Below are 22851 nucleotides of genomic sequence, written 5' to 3'. Positions count from 1 at the left end.
ATGACCGCAGACTGGCTCGACGTCGGCCCGGTCGACCAGCTTCCCGCGATGGGTGCGCGCACCTTGCCGGTCCGCGGCGGCGACGAGATCGCGATCTTCCGCACCGCCAACGGCAATGTCTATGCGCTGGTCAACAAATGCCCGCACAAGCACGGCCCGCTGAGCCAGGGCATTATCCACGGCACCAGCGTGACTTGCCCGCTGCACAATTGGCGGATCTCGCTGATCACCGGCGAAGTGCTGGGCGAGGACCGCGGCTGTACCCCGGTCATCCCGGTCAAGGTAGACGGCGGCCGCATCCTGATCGGGCGCCGCGAAGCGCTCGCCAGCCTCGCTGCCTGAGGTCCCCCCGGTGCCGCAGCCCTTCCCGATCGGCGAACAGGTGCGAACCACCTGCGCCTATTGCGGCGTGGGCTGCGGCATAGTCGCGACGCGTACCGGCGAACGGGCGGTCGAGATCAAGGGAGACGCGCAGCATCCCGCCAATCACGGCCGGCTCTGCTCGAAGGGCACGCATCTCGGCGAGACCGTCGGGCTCGAGGGGCGGCTGCTCCACCCGATGATCGGCAAGCGCCAGGCGAGCTGGGACAAGGCGCTCGATCTGGTGGCGAAGCGTTTCCGCCAGACGATCGCCGAGCATGGGCCGGACAGCGTCGCTTTCTACGTCTCGGGCCAATTGCTCACCGAGGATTATTACGTCGCCAACAAGCTGATGAAGGGGTTCATCGGCTCGGCGAACATCGACACCAATTCGCGGCTGTGCATGTCGAGCGCCGTCGCCGGGCATATGCGCGCGTTCGGCGAAGACGTGGTTCCCGCGAGCTACGACGATCTCGACGCCGCCGACCTGATCGTGCTGGTCGGGTCGAACACCGCGTGGTGCCATCCGGTGGTCTATCAGCGGATCCGCGCGCGCTGCGACGCCGGTGCGAAGCTGGTAGTGATCGATCCGCGGCGCACCGAGACTGCCGACGAGGCCGATCTGCATCTGGCGATCAAGCCGGGCAGCGACGTCGCGCTGATGAACGGCCTGCTGGCGCATTGCCGGACCAATGGACTGATCGACGAGACCTACCTGTCCCGCAGCGTCAGCGTACCGGATGACTTCTGGGACAAGGTCGGAGAGGGGAGCGACCTGTGGTCGGTGGCGAAGGCGTGTGATCTGCCGCCCGCCGACCTCAGGCGCTTCTTCGAATTGTTTGCCGCAAACCCGCGCACCGTCACGATGTTCAGCCAGGGCGTGAACCAGTCGCTGCGCGGCACCGATCAGGTCAACGCGATCATCAACGTGCACCTCGCCACCGGCCGGATCGGCAAGCCGGGCGCGGCGCCCTTCTCGATCACCGGCCAGCCCAATGCGATGGGCGGACGCGAGGTCGGCGGGCTCGCCTCGACGCTGGCTGCGCATATGGGTTTCGCGGCGGACGATGTCGCGCGGGTCGGGCGCTTCTGGGCGGCGCCCACGATGGCCGCCAAGCCCGGCCTCAAGGCAGTCGACCTGTTCCGCGCAGTGGGCGAGGGGCGGATCAAGGCGTTGTGGGTGATGGCGACCAACCCTGCGGTGTCGATGCCCGATGCAGGCCGGGTGCGCGAGGCGCTGGCGGTGTGCCCGTTCGTCGTCGTCTCGGACGTGATCGCCGAGACCGATACGAGCAAGTTCGCGCATGTCCGGCTGCCGGCGGCGGCATGGGGCGAGAAGGATGGCACGGTCACCAATTCGGAGCGGCGGATCAGCCGCCAGCGCGCGGTGCTCGATTTGCCGGGCGAGGCGAAGCCGGATTGGTGGATCGTGACGAAGGTCGCCCAGAAAATGGGCTGGCGGACGGCATTTCCCTATGACCGGCCGGCCGAGATCTTTCGCGAGCATGCGCGGCTTTCGGCCTATCAGAACCATGGGGCGCGGCTGTTCGATCTGCGGGAGCAGGTCGTTATAGGCAACGAAGCATATGAAAACATTGAACCTTTTCGGTGGGGCGGCGATGCGTTCGCCGAGGGCCGCTTCCCGACCGCGGACGGCAAGGCGCGGCTGGTGGCGGTTCAGCAGATCGCGCTGCAGGATCCGCTGCCCAAATGGCCGATGACGCTGAATACCGGGCGGTATCGCGATCACTGGCACACGATGACGCGCACCGGGCTGAGCCCTAAATTGGCGCGGCATCGCGACGAGCCCATGGTCGAGGTGCATCCGGGGGATGCGGCGGAGCTCGGTCTCACCGACCGTAGCCTCGCGCGCGTGTCGACGCCGCAGGGCGAGAGCGTGTTTCGCGTCATCTTGAGCACCGGCCAGCGCCGCGGCGAGCTGTTCGTGCCGATCCACTGGACCGATCAGCAATCGACGGGCGGGCGCACCGGATTGCTGCCGCGGCCGCTGGTCGATCCGCATTCGGGCCAGCCGGGCTTCAAATCGACTCCAGCCGCGATCGCACCGGTAGCGGTGGAATGGCGCGGCTTCCTTCTCGCCGCGAGCGAAGTGAAGCAGCCCGATTGCCTGTGGGCGACGCGGGTGCGCGTGGCGGGTGGCGTGCTCTACGAACTTGCCGGCGACGGCGATCCCGCACAGCTCGATGCATTGCTTCCCAAGGGCGAGCGCATCGAAGCGCTGGACCGCGCACGCGGATCGCGGCGTCTCGCGATCTTGAAGGATGGCAAGCTCGCGGCTGCCTTGTTCGTCACCCGCGAAGGGCTGCTCCCATCGCGCGATTGGCTGATCGCGCAGATCGGGGCCGCCGCGGGGCCGGCCGTGCTGGCGGGAGCACCGCCCGGGGCGCGTGAGGATCGCGGACCGATCGTCTGCCTGTGTTTCGACGTCGGGCTGAAGACGATCGTCCAGGCGGTGGCGTCGCAACAGCTGACCAGCGTCGAAGCCGTGGGCGCGGCGCTTTCGGCGGGAACCAATTGCGGCTCGTGCCGCCCGGCTATCCGCCGGCTGATAGAGCAGAACAGGAGCACGGCCCATGCAGGATGATCTCATCGGTCTCGGCGAAGTGTGGCTGGTCGGCGCGGGCCCCGGCGATCCCGATCTGTTGACTCGCAAGGCCGAGCGGCTGCTGCACGCCGCGAGCGTGGTGTTCTATGACGCATTGGTGGGCGAGGGCGTGCTCGCGCTGATCCCCGCGCATGTGCGCAAGGTGCCGGTGGGCAAACGCTCGGGCCGGCATTCGAAGGATCAGGGTTCGATCAACGCGTTGCTCGTCGAGGCGGCGCTGGCGGGCGAGCGTGTGGTGCGCCTCAAGGGCGGCGATCCAGCGATGTTCGGGCGCTCGATGGAGGAAGTGGCGGCGCTGGCCGAAATCGGCGTGCGCGCGCGGATATGTCCGGGCGTCACTGCAGCGAGCGCCGCGGCTGCCTCCGCGGGCATCTCGCTTTCGCTTCGCGGGCTCGCGCGGCGGGTGCAGTTCGTCACGGCCCACGCCCGCGCCGGCGAGCCGCTCGAGCTCGATTGGGCACAGCTCGCCGATCCCGGCTGCACCACTGCTTTCTATATGGGGCGATCGGCCGCCGCGGACATCAGCCGCAATCTGATTGCGCACGGGCTCGACCCGAAGACCCCGGTGCTGATCGCCTGCGACGTCAGTCTGGCGAGCGAGCGCTGCCTGCGCACCCGGCTCGATCTGCTGCCGCTCGCGGTGCAGGCAGTGACCGAAGGAAAGCCGACGCTGATCCTCGTCGGCGAGGCAGTGCGGCAGGAAGAGAGTGCGATCGTGACGCGGACAGTGGCGAAAGCGGAGCGCTGAGCGGCTGCAACTACCGCGTCAGTGTGGCCCGGCACGGAGCAGCGGCGCTTGGGCAGGCGGAATTGGAGTCAAATATGGGATCTCCGGCGGGCCGGCGCTGCCGAGCTGCGCCTTGTTCCAGGCGGTACTGCGACAGCGGTTCGAAGTGCGCGGCAGCTCTTCCTGTTATTTCGGCAGATCGGCTTTCCGACGCGTACGGTCACGCCTGGCGTTTCTCGCATTCCGGTTCTGCCAGCTGTTGTGGCGGAGGTAGAGGACTACGGCCAATGCCGCGAGCGCGAGCAATGCCATGAGCCCATAGGCGATCAGAAGTCGTGTTTCGACGGGAAATTCCTCGGTGTTCGCGCCTCAACGCATGACCGCCGCACAAGCTCCTCCTGCCGCCGCTTCCCGTTGCGCGCAAAAGGAGGGGAGGGGCAGTCCTGCGATAGTCCCCGTGTGCCCGGCGCGCGCACAGGCAGCCGCCTTCCATCGCTCAGCTCCGGTAATCGGCGTTGATCGAGATATAGCCGTGGGTGAGATCGCAGGTCCACACCGTGGCGCGGCCGTCGCCGAGGCCGAGATCGACGCCGATCTCGATCTCGCGTCCTTTGAGGTGCGCGGCGACGGGCGCTTCGTCATAGCCTTCGACGGCGAGACCGCTTTGCGCCACCTGGGTGGTGCCGAAGCGGATCGCGAGCTTGTCGCGCTCGGCGGGCTCGCCGGCCTTGCCGACCGCCATGACGATCCGGCCCCAATTGGCGTCCTCGCCGGCGATCGCGGTCTTCACCAGCGGCGAATTGGCGATCGACATCGCGATGCGGTGCGCGCTGCGGTCGCTCTCGGCGCCTTCGACGGTGATTTCGATCAATTTCTGCGCGCCTTCGCCGTCGCGCACGACGAGCAAGGCGAGCTGGTGGCAGAGATCGGCGAGCGCGGCGCGGAAGGCATCGGCACCCGCGTCGTCGTCACTCTCGAGCGGGGCATTGCCCGCCTTGCCAGTGGCGAAGGCTAGGATCGTGTCGCTGGTCGAGGTGTCGCCGTCGACGGTGATGCAGGAGAAGCTCTTGCGATTGGCATCGTTCAGCGCCGCCTGCAGGAATTCGGGCGCGACCGCGGCGTCGGTGAAGACGAAGCCGAGCATCGTCGCCATGTCGGGCGCGATCATCCCCGAGCCCTTGATGATCCCGACGAGATTGACCGTCCGGCCGTCGACCACTGCGCTGGTCACCGCCGCCTTGGCGAAGGTGTCGGTGGTCATGATCGTCGCGGCGGCGCCTTCCCAGCTAGCAGGCGCGGCAGTGAAGGCGGCATCGAGCCCGGCTTCGGCCTTGTCGATCGGCAAGGGCACGCCGATCACTCCGGTCGAGGCCACGAACACGTCGGAAGGCTCGCAGCCGAGATGCGCGGCGGCACGCGCGGCGATCGCCTCGACCGCGGCGCGGCCGCGATTGCCGGTGAAGGCGTTCGAATTGCCGGCATTGACCACCAGCGCACGGGCGCGTCCGAGTACCAGCGCCTTGCGGCACCATTCGACTTCGGGCGAGGGGCATTTGCTGTTGGTCAGCACCCCGGCGACGCTGGTGCTCTCGTCCAGCGCGACGAAGGTCAGGTCGCAGCGGTCCCAATTCTTGTAGCGTGCCCGGGCGACGCGCGGCGTGACGCCGGGAATGGCCGGCAGATCGGGGAAGCGGAGTGCGAGCGGAGAGCGTTCGGTGGACATGAAACAGCCTGCTGATAGGGTGCGGCTGCTTCGGGCAAAGGGGGGGAAAGATCAATGATTTTGGCGACGATATGGGTGGCCGCAGCCGTTATGCAGCTTCCCGCAAATTCGACCGGACTTTGCCAACCCCGCGGCAATCGGCCTTGGGTGACCGATAACGACTACCCTCGAAAAGCAGAAGCGCTTGGCCTGCAAGGCGCAGCACGTTTTCGCCTCGAAGTCGATGCGAGAGGTTGTGTCTCTGATTGCGAGATAGTGCTTTCGACCGGCTTCGACGTGCTGGACAAGGCGACGTGTGATCTGATGCGTAAAAATGCGCGCTTCAAGCCGGCGACGAATGCCGATGGCGCTCCGATCCCGGCGACCTTCGAAACGCAATTCACCTGGGCTCTACCGAAGGTGCCGGTCCGTGAGCCGACGAATTGGGCAGCTACTGCACAGGCGGTCTATAGTTCAGAAGGCGCGTTGCTGTCGTGCCGGAGTTCTGGCGAAGGAAACCAGCTGGCGGTCGCGCAATTCTGCAAATACGCCTTCGCGATGACACCCGGCCAGCTTCGTGCCGGAAAGGCGGACGCGCGCGGGCGATACAAGGTGCGGTTGCGAGGGGCGGGCCAGTTTGACGGGAAGTCTCCGGCATTGCCGACCATGCCGGAAGCAAAATACGCGCGGACGGACATGCGTTTCGTGATAAGCTTGGACGGCAGAGCGCAGCAATGCGTGGAGAGCATCCAAGGTGATCAGCTCGATAACCCTTGTCGGATGATCTTCGACCCCTATTCGGAGAGCAAGGACGCCTCCGAAGCGCTGCGTAGCGGCCGGATCGCGGTGCAGTTCGAAGCCCTTGCACCGGACGCAGCTGATTTCGACGGAAATGATGCGAAGCTGCGATAATCAGCGACTGGCTTCGATACCTGAAAGACTGGCAATGTAGGATTTGATCTGCTTTCGTTTCTCCATGGACGAGCGGCAGAATCTTCTTTCATTACGCGGTGTTGCGCGGATGTCGCGCAGGCGTGGCGCGTGTGTCGCCAGGCGGGCGCGTGATCGGCGCGATCCGGCAGCGTGGGTGTCGCGAAGGTGTCGCGTGCATGTCGCTCCGGTGTGTGGCGCGCCTGTCGCGTGCATGGGGCGTCTTTGGCGCGTGACTGTCGCTTCGCCGACCCAAACCAGGCGCAAACCCGCCGCTTCCGCTCGAAAATGCGCGATCGAGTCAATCAGTCAACCGAACGAGTCCACGGCGCGGTGGAAACCGCCGCAGCGCGGCCCTCGGACCCGCGGAGCATTTTGATTAGACGAATGGCACCCGGCACACTATGTCGCTGCCTCTTGCCGAGAGAGCCGAATTGAACCTGCTGCTTCTCCTCACTGCGCTGCTCGCGAGCCTGACCGGCAACGGTTCGGGCGATCGCGTGGTGCGTCAGGTGCAGGGCGTGGCATTGGTCCAGGCGGCGCAGACGGCAGAGGCGGCGGTGAGCCGCTCGCAGCGGACGATCCCCGCGGTTTCGGTGCCCCGGCGCATCGAGGCGCGGGATGGCGCGTGGCCGCAGAGCGAAAGCACACCGCTTCGCGCAACCTATCTGCCCTTCGAGCGTCGGCTCGAGTGAGGCTGTGTGCGGCGCGCTGAGGCGGCCGCCCTTTTTTCGTTTTCGCATGACGCGGGCGCCCGGAAAACCGGCTGCGCCCGCCCGATCACCATCAATACGACAGGAATTCACGATGCTCGGCGGCCTTGCCAAGACCTTTTTCGGCTCCTCGAACGAACGCTACGTCAAGTCGCTCGGAGCAATCGTCCAGAAGATCAACGCGTTCGAACCGACGATCTCGGCGATGACCGACGCGGAGCTCGCGGCGCAGACCGTCAAGTTCCGCGAGCGGCTGGCGAACGACGAGAAGCTCGATTCGATCCTCCCCGAGGCGTTCGCCACCGTGCGCGAGGCGGCCAAGCGCACGCTCGGCCAGCGGCATTACGACGTCCAGATGATCGGCGGCATCGTGCTCCACCGCGGTGAGATTGCCGAAATGCGCACCGGTGAAGGCAAGACGCTGGTCGCGACGCTCGCGACCTATCTCAACGCGCTGCCGGGCGACGGTGTCCACGTCATCACGGTCAACGACTATCTGGCCCGGCGCGACGCCGAATGGATGGCGCAGGTCTATGGTTTCCTCGGCCTCACCACCGGCGTGATCGTCCCCAATCTCACCGATCAGCAGCGCCGTGATGCCTATGCTTCGGACATCACCTACGGCACGAACAACGAGTTCGGCTTCGACTATCTGCGCGACAACATGAAGTACGACCGCGCCTCGATGGTGCAGCGGCCGTTCGCGATGGCGATCGTCGACGAGGTCGATTCGGTGCTGATCGACGAGGCGCGCACGCCGCTGATCATCTCGGGCCCGACCGACGATCGCAGCGAACTCTATATGAGTGTCGACGCGATCGTGAAGCAGCTGGTGCCGTTCGATTACGAGAAGGACGAGAAGCAGCGCACCGTGGTGCTGACCGAGGAGGGGACCGAGAAGGTCGAGCGGATGCTCGAAAATGCCGGGCTGCTCCAGGGCGACAATCTCTACGATTTCGAGAACACCCAGGTCGTCCACCACCTCAATCAGTCATTGCGCGCGAACGTGATGTTCAAGCGCGACATCGATTACATCGTCAAGGAAGACAAGGTGGTCATCATCGACGAGTTCACCGGCCGGATGATGGACGGGCGGCGCTGGTCCGACGGTCTGCACCAGGCCGTGGAAGCCAAGGAAGGCGTGCAGATCGAGCCCGAGAACCAGACGCTCGCCTCGATCACCTTCCAGAACTATTTCCGCATGTACCCCAAGCTCTCGGGCATGACCGGCACCGCGGCGACCGAGGCCCCCGAATTCTACGACATCTACAAGATGAACGTCGTCACCATCCCGACCAACGTGCCGGTCAAGCGAGTCGACGAGGAAGACGAATTCTACAAGACCACCGAAGAGAAGTTCGGCGCGATCGCGAAGAAGATCCGCGCGCATTCGGCCAAAGGCCAACCGGTGCTGGTCGGCACCGTTTCGATCGAGAAGAGCGAATTGCTCTCCGAATTCCTCAAGAAGGAAGGCGTCGAGCACGCGGTTCTGAACGCACGCCACCACGAGCTTGAGGCGGGCATCGTCGCGCAGGCGGGCCGATTGGGCGCAGTGACGATCGCCACCAACATGGCCGGCCGCGGCACCGACATCCAGCTGGGCGGCAATCTCGAGTTCCGCATCCATGACGAACTGGAAAGCATGGAGGAAGGCCCCGCACGCGACGCGGCGATCGAGCAGATCAAGGCCGAGATCGCCGCCGAAAAGGCGCGGGTGATCGAGGCGGGCGGCCTGTTCGTGCTCGGCACCGAGCGCCACGAGAGCCGCCGCATCGACAACCAGCTCCGCGGCCGCTCGGGCCGCCAGGGCGATCCGGGCCTGTCGCGTTTCTATCTCAGCCTCGACGACGATCTGCTGCGCATCTTCGGTTCGAACACTTTGTTCGCCAAGATGATGCGCAACAATATCGAGGACGGCGAGGCGATCGGCAGCAAGTGGCTGTCCAAGGCGATCGAGACCGCGCAGAAGAAGGTCGAGGCGCGCAACTACGATATCCGCAAGCAGGTCGTCGAATACGATGACGTTATGAACGACCAGCGCAAGGTGATCTACGAACAGCGGGCCGACATCATGGACGCCGACACGGTAGGCGACGTGGTCACCGACATGCGGCTGGAGACGGTCAATTCGATCGTCGGCGAGGCGTGCCCGCCGAACTCTTATCCCGAGCAATGGGACGTGGCTGGGCTCAAGGAAAAGATCTCCGCGACGCTCGCGGTCGAGGCGCCGGTTGATCAGTGGATCGCCGCCGAGGACGGCCTCGAACCCGAGCAGGTCGAGGAGCGCGTCCGCGAGATGGCCGACGAGCTGGTCAATTCCAAGGCCGCCGAGCTCGAGCCCGAGACCTGGACCCAGATCGAGAAGTCGATCCTGCTCCAGAATCTCGACCATCACTGGAAGGAGCATCTCGCGTTGCTCGACGCGCTACGCCAGGTCGTCCATCTGCGCGCTTATGCCCAGAAGACTCCGATCAACGAGTATAAGCACGAAGCGTTCGCGATGTTCGAGCGGATGCTGGCGAACATCCGGGAGGACGTGACGCGGACGCTGGCCTTCGCGCAGTTCCGCATGGCGCCGCCGCCCGATCTGCCCGAATTGCCCGACTTCCTGACCACGCATATCGATCCGCTGACCGGTATGGATGATAGCGGCGACTATGACGGCGGCGCGACGGGGCTGGTGTTCAACCAGCTGCCGCAAATGGGGATTCCGCTGCCCTCGGGCGAGGATCTCGGCACCGATCCGGCGCAGTGGGAAGGGCTGGTCAGCCGCAATGCGCCATGCCCGTGCGGCTCGGGGCGCAAGTACAAGCACTGCCATGGGGCGCTCACGGCGTAAGGCACAAAAAATCCTCCCCCGCCGAAGCGAGGGAGGATTTTTGAAATCAGCGCGATTCGGGCATCTTGATCGACGGCCCGAGACGGTCGAGCACTTCGCGGGCGTCGAAGGCGCGCAGGTTGTCGCCCGGCTTCGGGCCGCGGCCGGTGACGATCTCGGCCATCGCCTCATATTGGCGGACGGTGCGATAATCCCAGTCGCGCGAGCTCCAGAAAGGGTCGTCCCAGAACGGATCGTAGCTGCGCCAGCCCCAGCGCGGGCCGCGATAAAAGCGCCACGACGGGCTCCAATAGCCCCACGGACCGCCGCCATAGAAACCGCCGCCAAAGGCGCCCGGCGTGCGATAGGTATCGGTGCGGGTCTCGGTGTCGCGAGTGACGAGGACGAAATGGTCGAAGCCGCGCTGAACGGTCAGTTCAGCCGCGCGATACAGCAGGTAGCGCTCCACCGTCTCGCGCGCAGTGAGGCTGTTGCCCGAGAAGCTGACGCGGAAGCGATTGCCCTCGATCTGCTCGTCCGTATAGCCCGAGCGCGATGAAGCCGTCGCGGGCTGATAGGGGGTCGCGGTCATGCAGCCCGCAAGTGCGGCGCTGCCCGCCAGGGCTGCGGCCAACGCTATGATGCGCGGTCGCCTGGTTATGCTTTTTAGCATGGTTCCTCCGGTAGTTATGGCGAGGGGCGGGGATGCCGATCGTCAGTCGAACGCGCACGGGAGGGGAAAGGCTCCCGCGCGAAGATGCGGTGAATGGTGCGCTCGCGGCGATTGACGGAGGCTGAACGCGTCAGGCGATTCGCTCCGGCACTTCCATCGCTTCCTCGGCGAGTTTTTCAAGCGGCGCCATCGCCTCCCATGGAAAGACGAACCAGTCCTTGTCGAGGCTGCGATCGATCGTGCGCGCGCGATATTCGACGCGCTGCGCCGAGAGCCGGTTGTCGATCAGCACGGCGAAGCGGATATTCGCATCGATCGCGCCCTGGGCCGCAAGCGCGGCGCGGATCTCGCCGATCGTGCGGCCGCTGTCGTTGATGTCCTCGACGAACAGCAATTGCTCGCCCGCACGAGTCCGCTCGGCGAGGACGGCGATCAGTTCGGCACCGAATGGCGCGATCCGGGTCGAATGATCGATCGAGACCAGCGGCAGGTTCATCCGGTGCGACAGATAGACCCCCGGCGCGAGCCCGCCGCGGCCGACGCCGACCAGCAAGGCAGGGCGCCAGCCCTCGTCTTCCATCGCGGCGGCAAGGACGTGGATGCCGGCGACCATTTCCTCGTGCAGATAGGGCGTGAAGACGATGCCGCTCACGCATGCGCCTCCACATACGCATCGAGCCGGGCGAGGTGCGTCGCGACGGCCTCGTCGGGCAGGAAAGAGCCGAGGAAGCTGTTGCGGGCGAGGGTGACCAGATCGTCGCGGTCGAGCGCCCGGCCGCGCGCGATGGCGCGGTAATTCTCGCCGACATAGCCGCCGAAATAGGCCGGATCGTCCGAATTGACGGTGACGCGCAGCCCGAGACGCAGCATCCGGTCGATCGGGTGCACGTCGATCGAGGCGACGTTGCACAATTTGACGTTCGACAGCGGGCAGACGGTGAGCGTCATCCCCGAACGCGCGAGGCGCGTGACCAAAGCCGGATCCTCGAGGCTGCGATTGCCGTGATCGAGCCGGTCGACATGAAGCAGATCGAGTGCCTCGTAGACATATTCGGGCGGCCCCTCTTCGCCGGCATGCGCGACTCGCTTGAGCCCCATGGCTGCGGCTGCGGCAAAGACGCGCTCGAACTTGGCGGGCGGATGGCCGACTTCCGAGGAATCGAGCCCGACTGCCGCGATCCGGTCGATCCATGGCTGGGCCTGGCTGAGGGTCTTGAAAGCATCCTCCTCATCGAGGTGGCGCAGGAAGCAGAGGATCAGCTTCGAGGTGAGGCCGTGCTTTGCCTCGGCTTCGGCCATGCCGGCAAGGAGACCGTTGGCGACGACTCCGAAGGGCACGCGGCGATGGGTGTGCGTCTGGGGGTCGAAGAAGATCTCGGCATGGACGACGCCGTCGGCAGCGGCGCGATCGAAATAAGCGAGCGCAAGATCGCGGAAATCCTCCTCGGTACGCAGCACGTCGGCGCCGGCATAATAGATGTCGAGGAAGTCCTGCAGGTTCGAGAAATCATAAGCCGCGCGGACTTCTTCGACCGAGGCGTAGGGGATCGTCACGCCGTTGCGCTGCGCGAAGGCGAACATCTGCTCGGGCTCGAGGCTGCCTTCGATATGAAGATGCAGCTCGGCCTTGGGCAGGCCGGTGATGAAGGCGTCGTCGCTCATCGGGCGAGCATCGCAGGGGCGGGGGAGAGGCGCAAGCGGGAGCACGCGGCGGCGTGGCGCGTTATCGATTCATGCCTTCGAGCGTGATCCGTCGCTGGGACTATGACGAGGCCGGGCAGCGGCTCGACATCGTCTTCGTCAGCGGGCGCATGTACAGCTATCACGAGGTGCCGCCCGCGGTGGCGCAGGCGATGCGCGAGGCCTTCTCGAAGGGCAGCTATTTCAACCGGCATATCCGCGATCATTTTGCTTTCACCGAGCATCGGAGGCGGGCGGCACCCTGAACCGTCATCCCGGCAAAGGCCGGGATCTCGTGCAGCCTGACCGCCATCGCCTGAGATCCCGGCTTTCGCCGGGATGACGGCTAGGTGCCGATTAGGTGCAAGGCGATCTGGCGGCGGTGCGGTCGGCGGCGGTGTTCGAACAGATAGATACCCTGCCAGGTGCCGAGCGCGAGACTGCCGGCGATCAACGGTATCGAAAGCTGGATGCCGGTGAGTGTGGCGCGGAGATGCGCAGGCATGTCGTCCGGACCCTCGTCGTCATGGGCGGCCGCCCAGAAGGACGGTGCTGCCGCGCATACCGTTCTCTTTGTCTTTGCCTGAGTGGTGGATGTCGATCGCAGCACCGTCGGTGTAATTATGAAGATCCGCCATGCTGTCGACGAGCAATGACATGGTATCCTGCTAGTTTTCGTCCTGATCGGGTATCGCGCGCGACACGGTGTCGACGATGATCAGGCGATCTCTAACCCGACGTCCTTGCGGACGGCGTCGATCGTGCGCTTCAGATTCTCGGCGCTGGGCTTGTCCATCACGGAACAAGCCTGCGTTGATCGGCCATCGTCGTATCCTTTTAGTTGACGAGGGCGAAGAAAATAATGATGATGCGAGAATGATTAAGCCTAGACACCAGGTAGGCCTTGTATTGATTGTGGCCGTGTTTTGCGGCTTCATTGTCTGGTACATCGAAAATCACGGAATGTAGGCCGTGACCAAGATGACTAGCCGCCTCCGGGCATGGATACCGCCTAGGCTGGTGGAGATGCTGGCCGGGATTGGCGGATCGGTACGATACAGGGGTCGCTATGCAAGCTTCGCTCAAGCCCGCGCGCACAGCCTCGGATACGAGAACCCCCTGTCGTTGCAGCGCGGAGAGCTTCCCGCCCTTCAGGGTCCGATTACCGAGGCCCGCACGCTGCAGCTGGTCGCCGCCTTCGCGCCGATCGTCGCCGCCCGCGCCAACTTGCGCGTTGTGGATCTCGGCGGCAGTCTCGGCGGCCATTACTACAGCATGGCGCGGCTCTTTCCCCAAACCGACTGGGACTGGACCGTAGTCGAGACGCCGGCACAAGTTGCTGCTGCCCGGACGAGCGCACCTGTTCTCCACTTCGCGACCGAGCGGCCTCAGGGGCACTTCGACATCGCCCTGATCAGCGGGACGCTTCAGTACCTCCCCGACCCATATGCAGTACTTCGGGATTTCGCCGCGCACGCAGATTACGTCGTGCTCAATCGCCTGCCCGTTGCCGCGGAGGATATTGCGACCGTTCAGGTGGTGAAGGGGCAGGGTTCGTACCCCGCACTGCTCCCCGGCGAGCGCAAGCTTATGAACGCGCTGGCGGAGCTAGGTGAGATCGTCATGCAGTGGGAATGCCCCGCCGATCAGATATCCCTCGGGGCAAGCCGGGTGCGGCACAGGGGGTTTCTGCTGCGGGTGCATCAGAACTGCAAGGAAACGACCCGAACCTGCGTGCCGTTCGGGATGTTGATCGATGAGCCGGTGGTATTAAACGCGTAGAGGTGTGCCGAGTCCGAATTGACCGGCACGACTTCCCAGCGCAGACCAACGAGGGCGGCGTTTAACGTCACCAGCATCGCGCTGAGCACGGCGCTGTCGTTCATGCCTGTCGAGGTGAGGGACAGGTAGTCGTTCGCGCCTGCCGCGATCGTGGTGGCCGGCCAAGTCTGGACGCTGGACAGGACGCCCTTTAGCGGTGAGCTGGATTGACCAGTCTTCTGAAGCTCAATCGAACCGCCCTTGATGAAGTTCGAGTAGAACGTCGCGTTAACCCGCGAATTGCAGATGGTCAGTTTGTTTGCACCAAGCGTGCACGCCGCCAAATCACTGAACGAAAAGGCCGCCGAATCGCCATCACACGGCGTCAGCACGTCGCTGCGATCATCGCAGGGGAGGCCGAAAATGATTTATGGAACAGACGGCGAATGTCATAACGCCTGTCATAACGCAAGCCGCGCAGGAGGCGACGCGATGCCGAAAACCCTAGGTTTCCTGCGGAAAAGATGGCTCCCCGGGCCTGATTCGAACAGGCGACCATTCGATTAACAGTCGAACGCTCTACCGCTGAGCTACCGGGGAAAACCGTCTTCTGAGCGACCAGTGCCGCTGCGGAGGCGCGCCTATAGCAGCGGGTTTTCGGACATGGCAATAGCGGTTTGCGCGTCTTTTGACGCGACGGGCTCAAGCGATGAATTGTTCCATCGTTATGCGGTCGTCCAGAGCGTGCTCCGGATCGAACAGCAAGGTGAGGTCACGCATATGGTCGATCTCGATCTGGACGTGCGATACTTCGCGGATTTCGCGCTGATCGGCGACGGCGCTGACCGGGCGCTTGTCGGCTTCGAGGACGCGAATGCCGATGCGGGTCTTTTCGGGGAGGATCGCGCCGCGCCAGCGCCGGGGGCGGAACGGGCTGATCGGGGTGAGCGCGAGCAGCGCCGAGCCGAGCGGCAGAATCGGACCGTTGGCCGAGAGGTTGTACGCAGTCGAGCCGGCGGGCGTGGCGACCAGCATGCCGTCGGCGACCAGCTCCTCGAGCACGACCCGGTCGTTGATGGTGACTTCGAGCTTGGCGGTCTGGCGGGTTTCGCGCAGCAACGAGACTTCGTTGATCGCCGGAAGCACGCATTGCTCGCCGCTGATCGTCACTGCGGTCATGCTCAGGGGAGAGACTCTGAAGGGCTTGGCGCGCGTGAGGCGTTCATCGAGGCGCTCGAGCCGCCAGTCGTTCATCAGGAAGCCGATCGTGCCGAGGTTCATCCCGAACACGGGGAGGATGCGGCGGCGCTCGAGCATCGCATGGAGCGTCTGGAGCATGAAGCCGTCGCCGCCCAGTGCGACAACCTCCTCGGCTTCCTCGAGCGGCACCCAGTCATAGGCGCTGCGCAGCTCCTCGACAGCGGCCTGCGCAGGCGGTGTCGGCGAGGCGACGAGCGCGCGAAGGGTCATCCGCCGGTGACGCTCATGTGACGGGCGACCGCGGGCGCTGCGCCCGGCGCGATGCGGAAATCGTGCGCGGCGGGCTTGAGGTCGAGCGCGTGGCTGATCCGGGTGTCGACCTCGGCGAGCCCGCCGGTGCGGATTGCTTCGCGCAGATCGACCGAATCCTCGTGGCCGAGGCACATGTGGAGCTTGCCGTCGGTCGAGAGGCGGACACGGTTGCAGGTTGCGCAGAAATTGCCAGTGAGCGGCGAGATCAGACCGAGCCGCGTACTGGTGCCGGCCAGTCGCCAATAGCGGGCGGGACCACCGCTGCTATGGTCGTCGGCGACGAGCTCGAACCGGTCGCGCAGATCGGCGAGCACGCGCGGCAGCGGCAGGAAGCGATCGGCGCGGTCCTCGTCGATCTGGCCGAGCGGCATCGTCTCGATCAGCGTCAGATCGTGCCCCTCTTCGCCGGCCCAGGCGAGCATCGGGCCGACCTCGTGTTCGTTGAGGCCTTTGAGCGCGACCATGTTGATCTTGATCCTGAGGCCCGCGGCCTTGGCGGCGGCAATCCCTTCCAGCACCTTGGTCACGTCGCCGTGGCGGGTGATGTGGCGGAAGAGAGCGGGGTCGCGGCTGTCGAGGCTGACGTTGATCCGGCGCATGCCGGCGGCGAACAGCGCTTCGGCATGCGTGGCGAGTCGGGTGGCGTTGGTGGTGAGGGTCAGTTCGTCCAGCCCGGCGCCGATCTGCCGGCCGAGCCGCCACGCGAGATCGATCATGTCGCGGCGGACCAGCGGTTCGCCCCCGGTGAGGCGGATTTTCCGAACCCCGCGCGCGACGAAGCGCTCGGCGATCAGCGCGATCTCTTCGAGACTGAGCAATTCCGCCCGCGGCAGGAAGGTCATCTGCTCGGCCATGCAATAGCGACAGCGCAGATCGCAGCGATCAGTGACCGAAATGCGCAAATACGTGATCGCGCGGCCGTGGCGGTCCACCAGTTTGTCGGCGCTCAGGACGGGGACGCTGGCCATGTTACGGCGGTAAGGCCTTGTGCGCGGCCAAACAACCCTTCGGATGGCGGCGCGCGACGCTTCCGGCTATCGAGGGGGCAATGGATGACAATTTCACGATCGCCGACGCCACCGCCGCAACCGATATTCCGGTGTTCGTGCTGTCCTTCCGCCAGCGGGATGAAGTGGCTGCGGCGGCAGCCGGCGGCGGCTGGCGAGTGGTCGCGGCGCGGCGCCCCGATGGTCTCGAACAGCGGTTTCTCGCCAGCGGCGCCAGCGTCGCGGTGATCGACGCGCGTGGGGCGATGAGCGAAGGGCTCGACGCGACCAAGGCGTTGAGCAGGGCGGTCGAGGCGCATGGCGGGGCGATCTTGATCCTAGTCTCCCAGAGCGACACCGTGCACATGCGGCACTTCTACGACGCCGGAGCGACGCACTTTCTCGGCAGCCCGATGTCGTCGGCTGCGATGGCGCACGCGATTCGCTTCGCGCACCGCCACGTCGAGCGGCTGGCGGGGTCGCGGGGGCAGAGCAGCGGCGCGCCGGAGCCGCTCGGCTGGCGATTCGATCCGGAGATGCGCTCGCTCCAGATCACCCCCGGGCTCGCCAATCTGCTTGGGCTTAGCGAGGCGCCGGGGCTGCTCTCGGTGATGCGGCGACTCGATCCCGAGGATCGCCATCTGGTCAGGAGCGCGCTGCGCCGGCTTGGCCCCGATCATGGCTCGACTGCGTTCGCGCACGATCTGGCAGGGGTGGGCCGGGTCGTGCAGCACCTCCAATATGATTCGCAAAGCGGGTCGCTGCACGCGCTTGTCGAGGCGCTCGGGGTGGCGCCCGATGCCAGCGTGGCGGTGCGCGATGCATTGACCGGCGCGCGCGATGCGACCAGCGCGCGCCGCTGGATCGACCGCCAGCTTGCCGAAGGACAGTCGATCGGCGCGATTCTGATCGGGTTGAGCCGATTCGAAACGGTGAACACCGCTTATGGCCGCGCGGCCGGCGACGTGCTGCTGCGCGGGGTCTCACGACGCGCGGCCGAAGTGGCGCGCGAAATGCTGGGCCGCGAGGCGATCGTTGCGCGGATCGGCGGCTCGGAGTTCCTCGTCGCCAGCCCAGGTGCGAACGCCGCGCAGCTCGCCGATGCCGAGGCGCGGCTCGAGGAGGCGATCAGCCGGCCGTTCGTCGCGGGAGGCGAGATCGCGCATCTCGGCGCGAAGATGGCGAGCGCGGCGAGCATGGCCGGCGATACGGCGGCGAGCCTGTTGCGGCGCGCGAGCGAGGCCTTGCTCGGCGACGCTGTGCCTGTCGAGCCCAACGCCCCGCCGATGGAGGAGCTCGCCAACGATCTGCACCGCGCGCTCGAGCGCAGCGAGATCGGCGTGCGCTTCCAGCCGCAGGTGGCGATCGCTTCGGGACAGATCGTCGGAGTCGAGGCGCTGGCGCGCTGGCAGCATCCGCAGCTGGGCGAGATCGGCGCCGAGACCTTGTTCCTCGCCGCGCAGCGCGCCGGGCTCGAGGCCCAGCTCAGCGATCACGTCCAGCGGCGCGCGCTCACCGGGGCGGCGCAATGGCCGTCGAAGCTCGGGCGGCTGCGGCTGTCGATCAACGTGACTGCGAGCGACGTCGCCCGCGCGGGCTTTGCCGACAGCCTGCTGGGGCGAGTCGATGCGAGCGGCTTCCCCCGGTCGCGTCTGACGGTGGAGATCACCGAGAGCGGGATCATGGCCGATCTGACCGAGGCGGCGCGATTGCTCTCGCAGCTGCGCGCGGCGGGCTGTCGGGTGGCGATCGACGATTTCGGCACCGGCTATTCGAGCCTCGCTTATCTGAAGGCGCTGCCGCTCGACTATCTCAAGATCGACAAGCGGCTGAGCCACGACATCACCGGCGCGCACCGCGATCGCGTGGTGGTGCGCGGCGTGATCGACATGGCACGCTCGCTGGGGCTGGCGGTCGTCGCCGAGGGCGTGGAGACCGACGCGCAGCTCGACTTGCTTGCCAAGGAAGGGTGTCAGTATTTCCAGGGCTATCTCTGCGCCGAGCCGCTCGACGTGCCGGCACTCGCCAATCTGGTGCAGGGATGACCGACCCACAGGATGTGAGCGGCGTCTGGTATGGTCATTACGCGGCCTATGCCGGCCATGAGGATAATGGTTTCATCGCGCTGCTGGAGGAAATCTCGGGTGCAGTGACCGGCACGATCACCGAGCCGGACGACGCAAGCGGAGCGATCCGGCGAGCGACCGTCACCGGCCAGCGCGATGGCGCCAGCTTGCGCTTCACCAAACAATATGACGGCAGCGGCGGCTGGACCCACGCGGTACGCTATTCGGGCGCGGTCGATGCCGACGGGACGCTCGTGATGGGCAGCTGGATCGTCGAGGGACTGACCGGCGCGTTCGACATGACCCGCGAGAAGTTCGACGCCGAGGCGCTGGAAGAGGAAGAAGAAGAGTTGCTCTCCATAAGTGGAGAACTGGGCAAGCTTGGCCCACTGAAGTAGGGAGCGAGCCCGGCATCATTACCGTCACCCTGGCTGAAGTGCCAGGGTGACGGTGGGAGTTACGGTGCTGCGGCTGCTTTATCCCGCCGCCTTGGCGAGCCCGCGCGAAAGCTGCAGCGCGCCGTGGAGCCGGGCCTTGGGGTCAGCCCAGGCGCGGTTGATGACCAGCTTCATGTCGGGGCGCAGCCTGGCGGTGCCGCCCAGCTTGTCGACATAAGCGAGCAGCCCGGGGACATTGGGGAATTTGTCGTCGTAGAAGGTGACGAGCGCGCCCTTGGGGCCGACGTCGATCTTGGCGATGCACGCCGTCTTGGCGTTGAGCTTGGCCTCGATCAGCCGGAGCAAATTCTCGGTCGGCTCGGGCAATTTGCCGAAGCGATCGATCAACTCGGCGGCGAACTCCTCGATCCCGCGGGTGTCCTCGACATCGTTGAGGCGGCGATAGAGCCCCATGCGCAGATCGAGATCGGGGACATAGTCCTCGGGGATCATGATCGGCGCGTCGACGGTGATCGACGGCGACAGGTCCTTGGGGCGGATGTCGTCGCGCAGCCCGCCGGCCTTGGCGTCCATGATCGCCTCTTCGAGCATTGACTGGTAGAGTTCGTAGCCGACTTCCTTGATGTGGCCCGATTGCTCGTCGCCGAGCAGATTGCCGGCACCGCGGATGTCGAGATCGTGGGCCGCGAGCTGGAAACCGGCGCCGAGCGATTCGAGATCGGACAGCACCTTGAGGCGCTTGTCGGCCGCCTCGGTCATTTGGCGCTCGGGCGGAGTCGTCAGATAGGCATAAGCGCGTGTCTTGGCGCGTCCGACGCGACCGCGGATCTGGTAGAGCTGCGCGAGCCCGAACTTGTCGGCGCGGTTGACGATCAGCGTGTTCGCCGACGGGATGTCGAGGCCGGATTCGATGATCGTGGTCGAGATGAGCAAATCGTAGCGGCGATCGTAAAAGGCCGACATGCGCTCCTCGACTTCGGTCGGGGCCATCTGGCCGTGCGCGACGACATAGCTGATCTCGGGGACGTCGTTGCGCAGGAACGCCTCGATATCGGGGAGGTCCGAGATGCGCGGCGTGACGAAATAGGCCTGGCCGCCGCGATAATGCTCGCGCAGCAATGCCTCGCGCAGCACGACCGGATCCCAAGGAATGACATAGGTGCGCACTGCGAGGCGATCGACCGGTGGGGTCTGGATCACCGAAAGCTCGCGCAGGCCCGACATCGCCATCTGCAGCGTGCGCGGGATCGGGGTGGCGGTGAGGGTGAGGACGTGGACGTCCGCCTTCATCGCCTTCAGGCGCTCCTTGTGGGTCACGCCGAAGCGCTGCTCCTCGTCGACGATGACGAGGCCGAGGCGCTTGATGTCGATCGACTTGGACAGGATCGCGTGGGTGCCGATGACGATGTCGATCTTGCCCTCGGTCAGGCCTTCCTTGACTGCCTTGGCCTCGGCGGCGGGCACCAGGCGCGACAGGCGGCCGATCTCGATCGGGAAGCCCTGGAAGCGCTCGACGAAATTGCGATGGTGCTGGCGGGCGAGCAAAGTGGTCGGGCAGACCACGGCGACCTGCATCCCCGCCATCGCGGCGACGAAGGCGGCGCGAAGCGCGACCTCGGTCTTGCCGAAGCCGACATCGCCGACGATGAGGCGGTCCATCGGCCGGCCCGCGGCAAGATCCCCGAGCACGTCGTTGATCGCGCGGTCCTGGTCGTCGGTCTCCTCGTAAGGGAAGCGATCGACGAATGCGGCGTAGCCGCCATGATCGGGCTCGGCGATTTCGGCGGGGCGGGTGGCGCGCTTGGCGGCAGTGGCGATGAGGTCGCCCGCAATCTCGCGGATTCGCTCCTTCATCTTCGACTTGCGGCGCTGCCATGCCTCGCCGCCGAGCCGATCGAGCGTCGCGCCTTCCTCGCCCGAGCCGTAGCGGCTCAGCACTTCGAGATTTTCGACCGGAACGTAGAGCTTGTCGCCGCCGGCATAGGAGAGCGCGACGCAATCGTGCGGCGCCTTTTGCACCGGGATCTGGGTGAGGCCCTCGTAGCGGCCGATGCCATGCTCGATATGGACGACGAGGTCGCCCGGCGAGAGCGTGGCGAGCTCCTGAAGGAAGGCATCGGTATTTTTTCGCCGCTTGCTGCGGCGGACGAGACGGTCGCCGAGCATGTCCTGCTCGGTGAGCACCGCGACGTTTGGTGCAGTGAAGCCATGATCGAGCGGCAGAACAATGAGGGCGATGCCCTTGTCCGCGGTGCCGAGCGCTTCCTGCCAGCCATCGGCGTTGCGGGCACCCTTGAGGCCGTGGTCCGCGAGCAGGCCAGAGAGGCGCTCGCGGGCGCCGACCGAATAGCTGGCGAGGATCGGTTTCTTCCCGTCTCTCCGTACTTTGGCGAGGTGAGCTACGACAGCTTCGTAGACATTGGTGCCGGCGGCGCGCTCGGGGGCGAAATCGCGCGGACCATCGACCTCGAAGTCGAGGACGGTGGCGCTTTCAGGCTCATGGAAGGGCGTGGCGATATGCACCGGCCCATGGTCAAGCGCCTTGGCCCACTCGTCGGCAGACAGATAGAGCGTGTCGGCGGCGAGCGGGCGATAGCTGCCGGGGGCGGTCGACTCGGCGCGGACGCGGTTCTGCTGATAGTCGGCGATCGCTTCGAAGCGTTGTTCGGCGGCACCGGCGGTGGCCGAGTCGCGGACGATCACTGCGTCGTCGGGCAGATGCGCGAACAAGGTGTCGAGGCGCTCCTCGAACATCGGGAGCCAATGCTCCATGCCGGCGAGGCGGCGGCCGTCGCTGATCGCCTGATAGAGCGGATCACCGGTGGCGTTGGCGCCGAACTTCTCGCGATAGCGGCCGCGGAAACGCTTGATCGACTCCTCGTCGAGCAAGGCTTCGGAGGCGGGCAGCAGGACGAAGCCGTCGACGCGACCGGTAGTGCGCTGATCCTCGGGCGAGAAGGTGCGCAGGCTCTCGATCTCGTCGCCGAAGAAATCGAGACGCAGGGCCTGTTCGGCGCCGCTGGGGAAGAGGTCGACCAGACCGCCCCGAACGGCGAATTCGCCGGCGTCGTGCACCGTGTCGACGCGGACATAGCCGTTCGCCTGAAGCAGCGTCGCGAGCTTGTCGAGGCCGATGCGCTCGCCGGGAGCAAGGCGGGCGACGAGCTGGCGGATGCGGAAGGGCGTGAGGGTGCGCTGGCTCGCGGCGTTGACGGTGGTGACGAGCAGGCGGGGCTTCTCGGACTTGATCTGAAGCGCGTGGAGCGTGGCGAGCCGTTCGGACATGACGCGCAGCGTCGGGCTGGCGCGGTCATAAGGCAGGCAATCCCACGCCGGATAGCTGAGGATGTCGAGCTCGGGGGCGAAATAATGCGCGGTCGAGGCGATCGTGCGCATCGCCGCTTCGTCCGAGGCGACGAACACCGCCATGTTCCCGGCACGGGCGAGGTCGGCCAACATCCAGGGAAGGAAGCCGGTCGGGGTGCCCGAAAGGGTGAGGGGCCGGGTGGCGGTGAGGATCTTGTTGAGGTCGGGCATTCTCGTCTCTTCTCGTCATCCCGGCGAAAGCCGGGACCTCAGGCCGAGGGCGTATTGCGCAAGACCCGAAACCCGGGCTTCCGCCGGGTGACGGCTAATTAGAAATCGGTACGTAATTCAAAGTCTTGAGCGCGCGCATTATTGTGCCGTCATAGTGTTGGGGCACGTCAGCGGTTCCCATCGCCCAAGCCATGATGTCGACGTCCTGCTCTTCGAGCAAAGCCTCGAACAATTCGATCTCGGCGTCGTCCCACCCCTCGGAATGCGCGTCGAAGAAGCCGCCGATGAGTAAATCGGCTTCCTTGACGCCGCGATGCCAGGCGCGGAAGCGCAGACGCTTGAGGCGGTGTTCGCGGTCCACA

The 22851-nt window shown here is 65.7% G+C and carries 20 protein-coding genes, 1 tRNA gene and 1 pseudogene; 10 read left to right on the top strand and 12 right to left on the bottom strand.

Going from position 1 to position 22851, the window contains the following annotated elements:
• The 3 genes from nirD to cobA are packed head-to-tail and all read left to right on the top strand — an operon-like array spanning position 1 to position 3734.
• The gene (gene nirD, locus CVN68_RS06545; RefSeq protein WP_100281478.1) at positions 1–342 is read left to right on the top strand and encodes a nitrite reductase small subunit NirD; all 342 of its coding nucleotides are present in this window, start codon (positions 1–3) and stop codon (positions 340–342) included.
• Positions 343–352: 10 nt separating this feature from the next.
• Entirely contained in the window at positions 353–2965 is a 2613-nt protein-coding gene (locus CVN68_RS06540; RefSeq protein WP_233503611.1) for a nitrate reductase, read from the top strand.
• Positions 2955–3734, top strand: a complete 780-nt coding sequence (cobA, locus tag CVN68_RS06535) for a uroporphyrinogen-III C-methyltransferase (RefSeq protein WP_100281477.1) — start codon at positions 2955–2957, stop codon at positions 3732–3734. The genes CVN68_RS06540 and cobA overlap by 11 nt, the downstream gene beginning before the upstream one ends.
• 475 nt (positions 3735–4209) lie before the next feature.
• On the opposite strand, the gene argJ is transcribed toward cobA, so the two are convergent.
• Positions 4210–5436 carry a bifunctional glutamate N-acetyltransferase/amino-acid acetyltransferase ArgJ gene (gene argJ / locus CVN68_RS06530; protein ID WP_100281476.1) on the bottom strand — a complete coding sequence of 409 codons (1227 nt, stop codon included), beginning with the start codon at positions 5434–5436 and terminating at the stop codon, positions 4210–4212.
• A gap of 147 nt (positions 5437–5583) precedes the next feature.
• On the opposite strand from argJ, the gene CVN68_RS06525 reads away from it, so the two are divergent.
• From CVN68_RS06525 to secA, 3 genes are all read left to right on the top strand, one after another.
• Entirely contained in the window at positions 5584–6327 is a 744-nt protein-coding gene (locus tag CVN68_RS06525) for an energy transducer TonB (RefSeq protein ID WP_158298769.1), read from the top strand.
• A gap of 422 nt (positions 6328–6749) precedes the next feature.
• On the top strand, positions 6750–7040 hold the full coding sequence (locus CVN68_RS06520) for a hypothetical protein (RefSeq protein ID WP_100281474.1): 291 nt from the start codon (positions 6750–6752) through the stop codon (positions 7038–7040).
• Between the two features lie 112 nt (positions 7041–7152).
• Positions 7153–9897 (top strand): preprotein translocase subunit SecA, encoded by a 2745-nt coding sequence (gene secA, locus CVN68_RS06515; protein ID WP_100281473.1) that lies wholly within the window; start codon positions 7153–7155, stop codon positions 9895–9897.
• A gap of 46 nt (positions 9898–9943) precedes the next feature.
• On the opposite strand, the gene CVN68_RS06510 is transcribed toward secA, so the two are convergent.
• The 3 genes from CVN68_RS06510 to CVN68_RS06500 form a co-directional block, all read right to left on the bottom strand.
• Positions 9944–10468, bottom strand: coding sequence for a CC0125/CC1285 family lipoprotein (locus CVN68_RS06510; RefSeq protein ID WP_233503610.1), 525 nt, complete (start codon positions 10466–10468; stop codon positions 9944–9946).
• A gap of 211 nt (positions 10469–10679) precedes the next feature.
• Positions 10680–11201 (bottom strand): phosphoribosyltransferase, encoded by a 522-nt coding sequence (locus CVN68_RS06505; RefSeq protein WP_233503609.1) that lies wholly within the window; start codon positions 11199–11201, stop codon positions 10680–10682.
• Complete coding sequence (locus CVN68_RS06500; RefSeq protein WP_100281471.1) at positions 11198–12211, bottom strand: adenosine deaminase; 1014 nt, start codon at positions 12209–12211, stop codon at positions 11198–11200. Before CVN68_RS06500 ends, CVN68_RS06505 begins: the two co-directional genes overlap by 4 nt.
• A 53-nt stretch (positions 12212–12264) precedes the next feature.
• On the opposite strand from CVN68_RS06500, the gene CVN68_RS06495 reads away from it, so the two are divergent.
• A complete protein-coding gene (locus tag CVN68_RS06495; protein ID WP_233503608.1) occupies positions 12265–12495 on the top strand; it encodes a KTSC domain-containing protein in 231 nt (76 codons plus the stop codon).
• Between the two features lie 80 nt (positions 12496–12575).
• On the opposite strand, the pseudogene CVN68_RS06490 reads toward CVN68_RS06495, so the two are convergent.
• Positions 12576–12761: pseudogene (locus tag CVN68_RS06490) on the bottom strand (YjbQ family protein); the annotation flags it as partial.
• Entirely contained in the window at positions 12754–12888 is a 135-nt protein-coding gene (locus CVN68_RS23885) for a helicase RepA family protein (RefSeq protein ID WP_233503745.1), read from the bottom strand. The pseudogene CVN68_RS06490 and the gene CVN68_RS23885, both read right to left, overlap by 8 nt.
• Positions 12889–13255: 367 nt before the next feature.
• Between CVN68_RS23885 and CVN68_RS06485 the strand changes: the two genes are divergently transcribed.
• Positions 13256–14011: a methyltransferase, TIGR04325 family gene (locus tag CVN68_RS06485; protein WP_233503695.1), complete on the top strand. Its 756-nt coding sequence runs from the start codon at positions 13256–13258 to the stop codon at positions 14009–14011.
• Here CVN68_RS06485 and CVN68_RS06480 read toward each other — a convergent pair.
• The 4 genes from CVN68_RS06480 to moaA form a co-directional block, all read right to left on the bottom strand.
• A complete protein-coding gene (locus CVN68_RS06480; RefSeq protein ID WP_100281468.1) occupies positions 13933–14382 on the bottom strand; it encodes a hypothetical protein in 450 nt (149 codons plus the stop codon). The genes CVN68_RS06485 and CVN68_RS06480 overlap by 79 nt on opposite strands.
• Before the next feature lie 133 nt (positions 14383–14515).
• Positions 14516–14590, bottom strand: a tRNA-Asn gene (locus CVN68_RS06475).
• A gap of 102 nt (positions 14591–14692) precedes the next feature.
• The gene (locus CVN68_RS06470) at positions 14693–15460 is read right to left on the bottom strand and encodes an NAD kinase (protein WP_100281467.1); all 768 of its coding nucleotides are present in this window, start codon (positions 15458–15460) and stop codon (positions 14693–14695) included.
• On the bottom strand, positions 15457–16470 hold the full coding sequence (gene moaA, locus CVN68_RS06465) for a GTP 3',8-cyclase MoaA (RefSeq protein ID WP_100281466.1): 1014 nt from the start codon (positions 16468–16470) through the stop codon (positions 15457–15459). Before moaA ends, CVN68_RS06470 begins: the two co-directional genes overlap by 4 nt.
• A gap of 80 nt (positions 16471–16550) precedes the next feature.
• Between moaA and CVN68_RS06460 the strand changes: the two genes are divergently transcribed.
• Complete coding sequence (locus tag CVN68_RS06460) at positions 16551–18533, top strand: putative bifunctional diguanylate cyclase/phosphodiesterase (RefSeq protein WP_100281465.1); 1983 nt, start codon at positions 16551–16553, stop codon at positions 18531–18533.
• Entirely contained in the window at positions 18530–18952 is a 423-nt protein-coding gene (locus CVN68_RS06455; protein WP_100281464.1) for a hypothetical protein, read from the top strand. Before CVN68_RS06460 ends, CVN68_RS06455 begins: the two co-directional genes overlap by 4 nt.
• Positions 18953–19030: 78 nt before the next feature.
• Here the strand turns inward: CVN68_RS06455 and mfd are convergent, their stop codons facing one another.
• Entirely contained in the window at positions 19031–22489 is a 3459-nt protein-coding gene (gene mfd / locus CVN68_RS06450) for a transcription-repair coupling factor (protein ID WP_100281463.1), read from the bottom strand.
• A 94-nt stretch (positions 22490–22583) separates the two neighbouring features.
• Positions 22584–22850 carry an FAD assembly factor SdhE gene (locus tag CVN68_RS06445; RefSeq protein ID WP_100281462.1) on the bottom strand — a complete coding sequence of 89 codons (267 nt, stop codon included), beginning with the start codon at positions 22848–22850 and terminating at the stop codon, positions 22584–22586.
• Between the last annotated feature and the right edge of the window lies 1 nt (position 22851).

The organism is Sphingomonas psychrotolerans (assembly GCF_002796605.1).
Lineage (GTDB): Bacteria > Pseudomonadota > Alphaproteobacteria > Sphingomonadales > Sphingomonadaceae > Sphingomonas > Sphingomonas psychrotolerans.
Note: the sequence above shows the minus strand (reverse complement) of the source record. Positions and strands in the feature narration are given on the sequence as shown.

What these genes read in the sequence shown, in the direction of transcription:
- nirD (WP_100281478.1), top strand. Translation starts at nt 1, where the DNA reads ATGACCGCAGACTGGCTCGACGTCGGCCCGGTCGACCAGCTTCCCGCG.
- cobA (WP_100281477.1), top strand. Translation starts at nt 2,955, where the DNA reads ATGCAGGATGATCTCATCGGTCTCGGCGAAGTGTGGCTGGTCGGCGCG.
- argJ (WP_100281476.1), bottom strand. Translation starts at nt 5,436, where the DNA reads ATGTCCACCGAACGCTCTCCGCTCGCACTCCGCTTCCCCGATCTGCCG.
- CVN68_RS06520 (WP_100281474.1), top strand. Translation starts at nt 6,750, where the DNA reads ATGTCGCTGCCTCTTGCCGAGAGAGCCGAATTGAACCTGCTGCTTCTC.
- secA (WP_100281473.1), top strand. Translation starts at nt 7,153, where the DNA reads ATGCTCGGCGGCCTTGCCAAGACCTTTTTCGGCTCCTCGAACGAACGC.
- CVN68_RS06510 (WP_233503610.1), bottom strand. Translation starts at nt 10,468, where the DNA reads ATGACCGCGACCCCCTATCAGCCCGCGACGGCTTCATCGCGCTCGGGC.
- CVN68_RS06500 (WP_100281471.1), bottom strand. Translation starts at nt 12,211, where the DNA reads ATGAGCGACGACGCCTTCATCACCGGCCTGCCCAAGGCCGAGCTGCAT.
- CVN68_RS23885 (WP_233503745.1), bottom strand. Translation starts at nt 12,888, where the DNA reads ATGTCATTGCTCGTCGACAGCATGGCGGATCTTCATAATTACACCGAC.
- CVN68_RS06485 (WP_233503695.1), top strand. Translation starts at nt 13,256, where the DNA reads ATGCTGGCCGGGATTGGCGGATCGGTACGATACAGGGGTCGCTATGCA.
- CVN68_RS06470 (WP_100281467.1), bottom strand. Translation starts at nt 15,460, where the DNA reads ATGACCCTTCGCGCGCTCGTCGCCTCGCCGACACCGCCTGCGCAGGCC.
- moaA (WP_100281466.1), bottom strand. Translation starts at nt 16,470, where the DNA reads ATGGCCAGCGTCCCCGTCCTGAGCGCCGACAAACTGGTGGACCGCCAC.
- CVN68_RS06460 (WP_100281465.1), top strand. Translation starts at nt 16,551, where the DNA reads ATGGATGACAATTTCACGATCGCCGACGCCACCGCCGCAACCGATATT.
- CVN68_RS06455 (WP_100281464.1), top strand. Translation starts at nt 18,530, where the DNA reads ATGACCGACCCACAGGATGTGAGCGGCGTCTGGTATGGTCATTACGCG.
- mfd (WP_100281463.1), bottom strand. Translation starts at nt 22,489, where the DNA reads ATGCCCGACCTCAACAAGATCCTCACCGCCACCCGGCCCCTCACCCTT.